Source organism: Sphingopyxis sp. SCN 67-31, assembly GCF_001725095.1.
The window spans coordinates 1-8,552 of the sequence record NZ_MEFH01000121.1; the positions used below are offsets into that span (position 1 = coordinate 1).

At 67.1% G+C, this 8,552-nt stretch carries 9 protein-coding genes and 1 pseudogene; 4 read left to right on the forward strand and 6 right to left on the reverse strand.

Translation table 11 applies throughout. The features are described from left to right. Positions 1-1,553: patatin-like protein (locus ABS88_RS20715; RefSeq protein WP_286750462.1), on the reverse strand; the 1,553-nt coding region annotated here is incomplete at its 3' end. A 152-nt stretch (positions 1,554-1,705) separates the two neighbouring features. Between ABS88_RS20715 and ABS88_RS20720 the strand changes: the two genes are divergently transcribed. Beyond that, complete coding sequence (locus tag ABS88_RS20720) at positions 1,706-3,199, forward strand: TadA family conjugal transfer-associated ATPase (protein WP_003040680.1); 1,494 nt, start codon at positions 1,706-1,708, stop codon at positions 3,197-3,199. A gap of 26 nt (positions 3,200-3,225) precedes the next feature. On the opposite strand, the gene ABS88_RS20725 is transcribed toward ABS88_RS20720, so the two are convergent. After that, positions 3,226-3,411 carry a hypothetical protein gene (locus ABS88_RS20725; RefSeq protein WP_003040682.1) on the reverse strand — a complete coding sequence of 62 codons (186 nt, stop codon included), beginning with the start codon at positions 3,409-3,411 and terminating at the stop codon, positions 3,226-3,228. A gap of 55 nt (positions 3,412-3,466) precedes the next feature. Here ABS88_RS20725 and ABS88_RS20730 point away from each other — a divergent pair, with 55 nt between their 5' ends. Together ABS88_RS20730 and aat are read left to right on the forward strand one after the other, a co-directional pair. After that, positions 3,467-4,309, forward strand: a complete 843-nt coding sequence (locus ABS88_RS20730) for a class I SAM-dependent methyltransferase (protein WP_286750463.1) — start codon at positions 3,467-3,469, stop codon at positions 4,307-4,309. Further along, the gene (aat, locus tag ABS88_RS20735; protein WP_286750466.1) at positions 4,306-5,079 is read left to right on the forward strand and encodes a leucyl/phenylalanyl-tRNA--protein transferase; all 774 of its coding nucleotides are present in this window, start codon (positions 4,306-4,308) and stop codon (positions 5,077-5,079) included. Before ABS88_RS20730 ends, aat begins: the two co-directional genes overlap by 4 nt. A gap of 35 nt (positions 5,080-5,114) precedes the next feature. Here the strand turns inward: aat and ABS88_RS20740 are convergent. The 4 genes and pseudogenes from ABS88_RS20740 to ABS88_RS20755 form a co-directional block, all read right to left on the reverse strand. After that, a pseudogene (locus ABS88_RS20740) lies at positions 5,115-5,351 on the reverse strand (DUF2155 domain-containing protein); the annotation flags it as partial. A 170-nt stretch (positions 5,352-5,521) separates the two neighbouring features. Continuing rightward, positions 5,522-5,908: an NADH:ubiquinone oxidoreductase subunit NDUFA12 gene (locus ABS88_RS20745; protein WP_003040693.1), complete on the reverse strand. Its 387-nt coding sequence runs from the start codon at positions 5,906-5,908 to the stop codon at positions 5,522-5,524. Between the two features lie 82 nt (positions 5,909-5,990). Next, positions 5,991-6,446: a DUF192 domain-containing protein gene (locus ABS88_RS20750; protein ID WP_003040696.1), complete on the reverse strand. Its 456-nt coding sequence runs from the start codon at positions 6,444-6,446 to the stop codon at positions 5,991-5,993. 83 nt (positions 6,447-6,529) lie between these two features. After that, a complete protein-coding gene (locus tag ABS88_RS20755; protein WP_286750464.1) occupies positions 6,530-7,102 on the reverse strand; it encodes a regulatory protein RecX in 573 nt (190 codons plus the stop codon). A 182-nt stretch (positions 7,103-7,284) separates the two neighbouring features. Here ABS88_RS20755 and ABS88_RS20760 point away from each other — a divergent pair. After that, a partial coding sequence (locus ABS88_RS20760) for a fatty acyl-AMP ligase (protein WP_286750465.1) occupies positions 7,285-8,552 on the forward strand: 1,268 nt, incomplete at its 3' end.

The following is an 8,552-nucleotide window of genomic DNA, read 5'->3' on the forward strand; positions in this document are numbered from 1 at the left end:
CGGTCGAGCCCGCGGCTGCGGATTTCGTCCCACACGGCGTCGCGCCGGTTGCGCTGATGGATGTCGCCCTCTGGCGGTGCCAGCCGGTCGATCAGCGCGACCAGCTCCTCGACCACCGCCGAGAGCTTGAGGTGGCCGTAGGGCGCATAGGCGAAGCCGGCGCGCGCCGCCGCCTCCGCCTGCGCCTTTGCGCGCCAGCGGTCGAGCCGCGCCGGTGTCGGGGTGTTGAGGAAGAAGGTCGTGCCGAACAGCGCCGCCACCTGCTCCTCAACCTCGACCTTCATCGCATCGACGACGCGCTGCATCCGGCGGATGCGCCGCGACATATTCTCGATCGCCTCGACGCTGTCGCGGATCGGCTGTTCGCGCGGAATTTCGGACAGTGCGCCGAGGATGGTCGAAAAAAAGCCCGGCGGGCGGCGCGCTTCGCCCTCGCCTCCCTCGCCCGGCTTGCCGAAGCTGATCGAGCGATAATCGGGCTTGGGATCGATATAGACGAAGCGCCGGTCGATCTCGCGCCGCGCCGGCCGCTGCTTGAGCGCCGCGATCGCCGGACGGAACGGCGCGTTGGCGAGCACCGACCCGTCGATGAGCACCCGGTCGGAGGGATCGGCCTCGCTTCCGGTCGGAAGCTGGACGCGGACGAAATCGGCGCGCGCCGGCCAGGCGATGCCGCGCTTTTCGAGCACGCTGTCGAGTTCGCGCAGCGTGAAGGGCGGAAAGGCGCCGGGAAAGCTGGCGGTCGCGCGCGCCGCGGCGGCGAGGCCGGGGACGTCGTCGAGCCGCTTGCCCGCGCGGCCGTCCTGCCGGAAATGCATGATCAGCCGGTGTTCCTGCTCGGTCACGCGCGGCGGACTGTTGAGCGCGAGCGGCATGCTGTGCCCCGCATAGTCGGTCACCGACACGAACAGGTCGACCGGCTGACCCGCCGGCAGCAGCGGCCGCCCCTGCGGCCCCGACGCCATCGCATCGAAGGCATCGAGCAGCAGGCCGGAGAAAATCTGTCCGCCGAAGGGCGGTTCGAACCAGCGCGCGCGCACGAAGCGCGACAGCTTGGCGCGCACCTCGTCCTGTGCGCCCTCGCCCACCGTGCGGTCGATGACATTGCCGCGCCGCTTCATCGCCCAGCCGGCGATCGGCACCGCCCAGAATTTGGTTGCCGCCGATAACGGCCGCGCGTCGGGGTCGATCAGCCTGTCGACATCGGCATCGTCGAGCCATAATTCGGTGAGCGGGTCGAGCGACTGGCCGGTCGCCATCGCCCGCGCGAGGAAAATGCCGTTGATGCCGCCCGCGCTGGCGCCCGCGATGATGTCGGCCAGGACGCGCAGCTTGATCCCGCTGCGCGCCGCGAGCGCGACCAGCAATTCGCCATAGGCATCGACCGCCGCCGGTTCCGCCTCGTCATGAAAGGTGCGCGACGCCGCCGCGAGCCGCCACACTTCCTTGGTGATGCCGTGCATGTAGACGGCAAGGCTGATGCCGCCGTAGCAGATCAGGGCAAAGCGTAATTCCTTCTCGCGCATCGGCGACCTGATAGCGCGCTTCCGCACGCCGCGTCACCCCTTGCCGGTCGGTTCCCGAAAAGCCGGGCGGCGCATTAGGACAATATCAAAGTTTCCGATTTATTCACCGTGTCGAATGGGGGTTTGGCCATCAAAAGTGGCCGATTTTCCAGTCTGTAGATTCGAAGCAGGAAGAAGCGATGAGTGCATTCGGACGCCGTCCCGGAACCGCAGGCCGCCCCGCCTTTGGCGTGGCCAAGCCGATGCAGGCTGGCCCCGGCATGGCTGGCGGCGCGCAATTTCCTGCGATCGACACGCCGGCCGCCGAGGCACCCCCGCCGCCGTCGAACCTGAGCCCCGAAATGGAGGCGATGGAGCGGCTGAACCAGCGGTCGACCGCCGAGGCGATGGAGCCCGAAAAGGCGCAGGGTTTCGAAGCCAGCGTCCACAAGATCAAGGAACAGGTGCTGCCGCGCCTGCTCGAACGCGTCGATCCCGAGGCCGCGGCGACGCTGTCGAAGGACGAGCTGACCGAGGAATTCCGCCCGATCATCCTCGAAGTGCTCGCCGAGCTGCGCATCACGCTCAACCGCCGCGAGCAATTCGCGCTCGAAAAGGTGCTCGTCGACGAATTGCTCGGCTTCGGCCCGCTCGAAGAGCTGCTCTCCGACCCCGACATCAGCGACATCATGGTCAACGGCCCGTATCAGACCTATGTCGAGCGCAAGGGCCAGCTCGTCATCGCGCCGATCCAGTTCCGCGACGAACAGCATCTTTTCCAGATCGCCCAGCGCATCTGTAACCAGGTCGGCCGCCGCGTCGACCAGACAACCCCGCTCGCCGACGCCCGTCTGAAGGACGGCAGCCGCGTCAACGTGATCGTGCCGCCGCTCTCGCTTCGCGGCACCGCGATCTCGATTCGTAAATTCTCGGCCAAGCCGATCACGCTCGACATGCTCTGTCAGTGGGGCGCGATGAGCCAGAAGATGTGCACCGCGCTGAAGATCGCAGGCGCGAGCCGGTTCAACATCGTTATCTCGGGCGGTACGGGTTCGGGTAAGACGACGATGCTCAACGCCCTGTCGAAGATGATCGACCCCGGCGAGCGCGTGCTGACCATCGAGGACGCCGCCGAATTGCGGCTGCAGCAGCCGCACTGGCTGCCGCTCGAAACGCGCCCCGCGAACCTCGAGGGCAATGGCGCCATTCACATGGGCGATCTCGTCAAGAACGCGCTGCGTATGCGTCCCGACCGCATCATCATGGGCGAAGTCCGCGGCGCGGAGTGTTTCGACCTCCTCGCCGCGATGAACACCGGTCACGACGGGTCGATGTGTACGCTGCACTCGAACAGCCCGCGCGAATGCCTCGGCCGTATGGAGAACATGGTGCTGATGGGCGACATCAAGATTCCGAAGGAAGCGATCTCGAAACAGATCGCCGACTCGGTCGACCTGATCGTCCAGATCAAGCGCCTGCGCGATGGCTCGCGCCGCGTCACCAACGTCACCGAGGTCATCGGCATGGAAGGCGACGTCATCGTCACCCAGGAATTGTTCAAGTTCGAATATTTGGACGAGGACAAGGACGGAAAGATCATCGGCGAATATCGCTCGATGGGCCTGCGTCCCTATACGCTGGAAAAGGCGCGCCAGTACGGCTTCGATCAGCCCTACCTCGAGGCGTGCCTGTAAGACCCGCCTGCGGGGGGAGGCAGCGCTTAGGGCTTGAGCGCCAGCGCCGCCGCCACGATCGCGACCGCCACGCTCACCAGCGCGATGCCGCGCCACGGCATGAAACCGACCTTGTCGACGTCGCGGCGATTGCGGCGGCGCCACTCGGCGAGTTCGGCGACACCGAACAGGATCGCCGCAGTTACGCTCACCGACAGCATCGACACTTGCATTGACGCTCAACCCTTCGCAAACAGGGGATCTTCCCCCCAGTGACGAGGTGCCGATATGCGTTCGCTTCCGATTATTGCAACCGCTCTTCTTGCCGCCACCGCTCCGGCGTTCGCGATGGCCGATCCGCACGCCGGACATGGCGATCATGGCGCGCACGGTGCCGCGCCCGACGGCGCGATCGCCGCAGCGGTGGCGGCGCCGACCCGCACGCCCGCCAATGTCGCGCGCGACGCGGCGCGCCATCCCACCGAAACGCTGGCCTTCTTCGGCGTGAAGCCGGGCGATACGGTCGTCGAACTGTGGCCGGGCGGCGGCTGGTATACCGAGATTCTGGCGCCGCTGACCCAAAGCGGTGGCGGCACGCTCTATGCCGCGGCGCCGTGGGAGCGCGGGCTGAATACGATCCGCAAATGGCAGGAGGCCAAGCCCGACGCCTATGGCGCAGTCAAGCTCGCCGAATTTCCCGCGACCGGCGCCGGACCCAAGGTGCCCGACGGCAGCGCCGACGTGGTGCTGACCTTTCGCAACGTCCACAATTGGCGCTTCGGCGGCATGGACAAGACCGCCGAAGCCTTCCAGCAAATCTATGCGATGCTGAAGCCCGGCGGCGTGCTCGGCGTCGTCGACCACCGCCTGCCCGAGGCGATGGATTCGGCGCTCGAGGAAAAGAGCGGCTATATGAAGCGCTCGTCGGTCGTCGCCTTTGCCGAAGCCGCCGGATTCAAGCTGGCGGGCGAAAGCGAGGTCAACGCCAACCCCCGGGACACGCACGATTATGAAAAGGGCGTGTGGAGCCTGCCGCCGACGCTGACCAACAAGGATGTCGACCGCGAAAAATATGTCGCGATCGGCGAATCGGACCGCATGACGCTGAAGTTCGTGAAGCCGGCAAGCTGAGCAAGCCGCTCGAAACGATCGACCCCGCGCTGCTGCTCAGCGCCTATGCGCAGGGGATATTCCCGATGGCCGACGGGGCGGACGACCCGTCGGTCCATTGGGTCGAACCGCGGCTGCGCGCGATCCTGCCGCTCGATGGCTTTCACCTGTCGCGCAGCCTGCGCAAGCTGCTGCTCGCCGACCGTTTCCGCGTCACCACCGACACCGCCTTTCCCGCGATGATGGCGCTGTGCGCCGAAGCCGCCGACGACCGGCCGACGACGTGGATCAACCCGGTGATCCGTGCGAGCTACGAACGATTGTTCCGCATGGGCCATGCCCATAGCGTCGAATGCTGGTACGACGGGGAACTGGTCGGCGGCCTCTATGGCGTGTCGCTGGGGCGCGCCTTTTTCGGCGAATCGATGGTCAGCCGGATGCGCGATGCCTCGAAAATCGCGCTCGCGCATCTCGTCGCGCGGCTCAGGGCCGGGGGCTTCGAGCTGCTCGATTGCCAGTTCATGACGCCGCACCTCGCCAGCCTGGGCGCGATCGAAATGCCCCAGGCCGCCTATCTCGCGCGGCTTTATTCGGTGCTGTCGGGGGCCGGCGATGCGGCCTTGGGCGCCGCCGCGGGAGCGGCCGGAGCCGGAGTACCCTCGCCGCCATTCCCGGCGGGCGACTGGTCGGCGCTCGATGCCTTGGGCGCCGATACTGCCTTGGGCGAGGAGCGCGCGACGGGTTCGCCGCCCGGATATGTCATCGCACAGCTTTTGACGAAGACATCATAGATCGGGTGCTGGATCACATTGCGCTCGGGGCGTTCCTTGAACACCCAGCCCGAAAAGACGCGATACCATTTATTGTCGCGCTGATCCTGCACCGACAATTGCACGAAGGCGCCGGTTTCGGGGGGATCTTCCCACGGCGCCGTCTGTTCGCAGGCGCGCAGGCGAACGATCGCACGGCCGACGCGCGCGGTATCGCCCGGCTTCATCGTCAGATCCTGCACCAGCCCGTTGCGCTTGTTGAGCAGGCCCAGCACCGCAACGCGCTCGGCCATCGGGGTCGCGCCTTCGATCCCGCCGACTTCCTGCGGCACGGTTTCGGACTTGGCGATCTGCGGGATGTTGCTCGTCGTCTTGGTCTGGTTGCCGCGATCGCAGCCGGCCAGCGTCGTCGCCGCGAGCAGCGCGATCAGCGCGGAACGGAAAAGCGGCGTCGCCACGGCGCTCAGTCGGCGCCGGGCCGCCAGGCCTCGTAATCGCCGGTCGCGGCGGCGCGATGCCCGCCGCGTTCGAGCGCGCCGGCGGGGCGATAGGCACCCAGGCTGCCGGTCAGATTTGCAGTCGGCTCGGCGAGCCAGGGGCGCGGCGCAGGCAGCACGTCGGACGGCAGTTCGTCGAAGGTGCCGTGCAGCCAGCCGTGCCATTCGGGCGGCACGCGGCTCGCGTCGTTCGATCCCTTGTAGAGCACCCAGCGGCGCTTGCCGTCGCGCGACCGGAAATAGCGGTTGCCAAGGCCGTCCTCGCCGACCTGCTCGCCATTTTTCCAGCTGCTCAGCAGCGTGCCGACGGTCGCGCCGTCCCACCAGGTGAAAATCTTGCCCAAGATGCTCATGGCGGTGGCGTTTACAGGCAAGCGTGCGGGCTTCGCAAGCGGTCTTTGGCGAAAAGCGGCGCCATTACCGCCTGCCCCGCCCCTACTTTGCGTCCTGCCACGTCACCTTGGCGCTTTCGTCGATCCCCAGCTTCGCTGCGGTGCCGCCCGCCAGTTCGAGCACCGCCGCTACTTCGCCGCCGCTGACGACGGGATCGAGCGATTCGGGGATGGCGTTTTCGGCGATCCGGTCGATGCTGCCGTCGGCGCGCACGAAGATCATGTCGAGCGGGATCAGCGTGTTCTTCATCCAGAAATTGGCGATCTTCGGCTTGGCGAACGGAAACAGCATGCCGCCATCGGCGGGCAGCGACGTGCGGAACATCAGTCCCTTTTCCTGTTCGGCCTCGGTTCGCGCGACCTCGACGCGAAAGCGGTGGGTGGTGCCCGCCATTGCGATGGTCAGCGGCACTGTCGCCTCGGCGCCGGCTTCGGCCTCGGCGCCCTTGTCGCAGCCCGCGACGGGCAGCGCGAGCGCCAGGGTGAGGGCGGTCAGCATGGCTCGCATCGGCATCTCCTTGTCGACTTTCTGGTCGCCGTCTTGTCGCCGGCCTCGGGGTGCCGGACGTTCAGCGCCGCTGCCTAATCGAGCGCCGCCTCGGCGTCCAGCGCGGCCAGCGCCGCTGCGTCCCCCGGCGGGACAGCGAGGATGCGCCGCGCGAGCGCGGGCGAATGGCCGGCGCGCGCGAAGGCCGCCACCTGGCGCTCGCGCTGCGCGGGATCGTCGAGCGGCTGGCGCGCGAACGGACCGAAGCGGCGGCGGCGCGCAAATCCGACGGCCGAAGCCATCGCCGCGCCCTCGGCGGCGTCGATCGCCTCGCCCGCATCGGCTTCGTCGATGCCGTCGACGAAAAGCTGCGCGCGCACGCGCCGCGCGCCCAGCCCGCGCCGCGTCATCGCGGCGCCGCGCATCGCGGCATATTGCCGGTCATCAAGGTAGCGCAGCCGCTCCATACGGTCGGCGATCGCGTCGCAAGCGGCGCGCGGATCGGCCGCATCGGTCCATTCGGCCTCGCGCAGCTTGCGCCCCAGATAGCGCAGCAATTTCGCCCGGCTGGTCGCGAATCGCGCCACATAGGCGAGCGCCAATTCGTCGAGTCGCGATGCGTCGAGCGGCTTTTTGCTTCGGTCGGACGGAGTGCGGCGGTTGGCCATATGCCATGTTTATGCCACAGTCGGGTCCGATTGAGAACGATCAGAGCCCCTATGCCCGGCGGAAAGCCCGGAAAAATGGGCGATTATGTTCAAACAGTCAGGGATCGCGCACGCTCATCATGGCACCGGAAGATGACATGCTTGTTGCCGCATCCCCCGTTTCCCGGGATTCGACACCCCTTATGACCGAAAATTCCGCTCCTGCGGTGGAGGCGCTTGTCCCCACCCCGACCGAATGCGCCCAGCCGCGCCGCTTTTCGAACTTCGCCACCGTCGGCGAAGCGCTCGACTATGCCGCCGCGGGTACGCGCGGGCTCAATTTTCATGATCCGCGCGGGCGCCTGATCCGCCCCTATCCCTATAGCGAGCTCAAGGCCGATGCGCTCGAGGCCGCCTATCGCCTCGTGGCGGCGGGGGTACAGCCCGGCGACCGCATCGCGCTGGTCGCCGAAACCGGCGCCGAATTTGCCGCGCTGTTCTTCGGCACCATCTATGCCGGCGCCTGGCCGGTGCCGCTGCCGCTGCCGACCAGCTTCGGCGGGCGCGATTCCTATGTCGGACAGCTTGTCGTCCAGCTCACGAGCTGCGACCCCAAGATGCTGTTCTTCCCGCCCGAAATCGCCGCCATGGCCACCGAAGCCGCCGAACAGCGAGGCGTCCAGCCGATGGACTGGAGCGAATTTGCGGCGCGCCCCGCGCCTGTCGTCGATCTGCCCGAACAGAAGCCCGACGAAACCTGCTATCTGCAATATAGCAGCGGCTCGACGCGCTTCCCGCACGGGGTCGCCGTCACCCATGCGGCACTGCTCAACAATCTCGCGGCGCATGCGCACGGCATGGAATTGCGCGACAGCGACCGCTGCATTTCGTGGCTGCCCTGGTATCACGACATGGGCCTCGTCGGCTGTTTCCTGTCGCCGGTCGCCAATCAGGTGTCGGTGGACTATCTGAAGACCGAGGATTTCGCCCGCCGTCCGCTCGCCTGGCTCGATCTCATCAGCCGGAACAGCGGCACGACGCTCAGCTATTCGCCGACCTTCGGCTACGACATCTGCGCGCGCCGTATTTCCAGTCAGACGCATGTCGCCGACCGTTTCGACCTGTCGCGCTGGCGCGTCGCCGGCAACGGCGCCGACATGATCCGCCCCGACGTCATGCAGAGCTTCGTCGATGCCTTCGCCGACGCCGGTTTCAAGGCGAGCGCCTTTCTGCCGAGCTACGGCCTGGCCGAAGCGACGCTGGCGGTCAGCATCATGCCCCCCGGCGAAGGGATCGTTGTCGAACTGGTCGAGGAAACCGAATTGTCGGGGGCCAGCGGCGACGCGGGACGCCCGACCCGCTACCGCGCGATCGTCAACTGCGGCCGCGCCGTACGCGACATGACGATCGAGGTTCGCGACGAGGACGGCAATATCCTTCCCGACCAGACCGTCGGCAAGGTGTGGTGCAC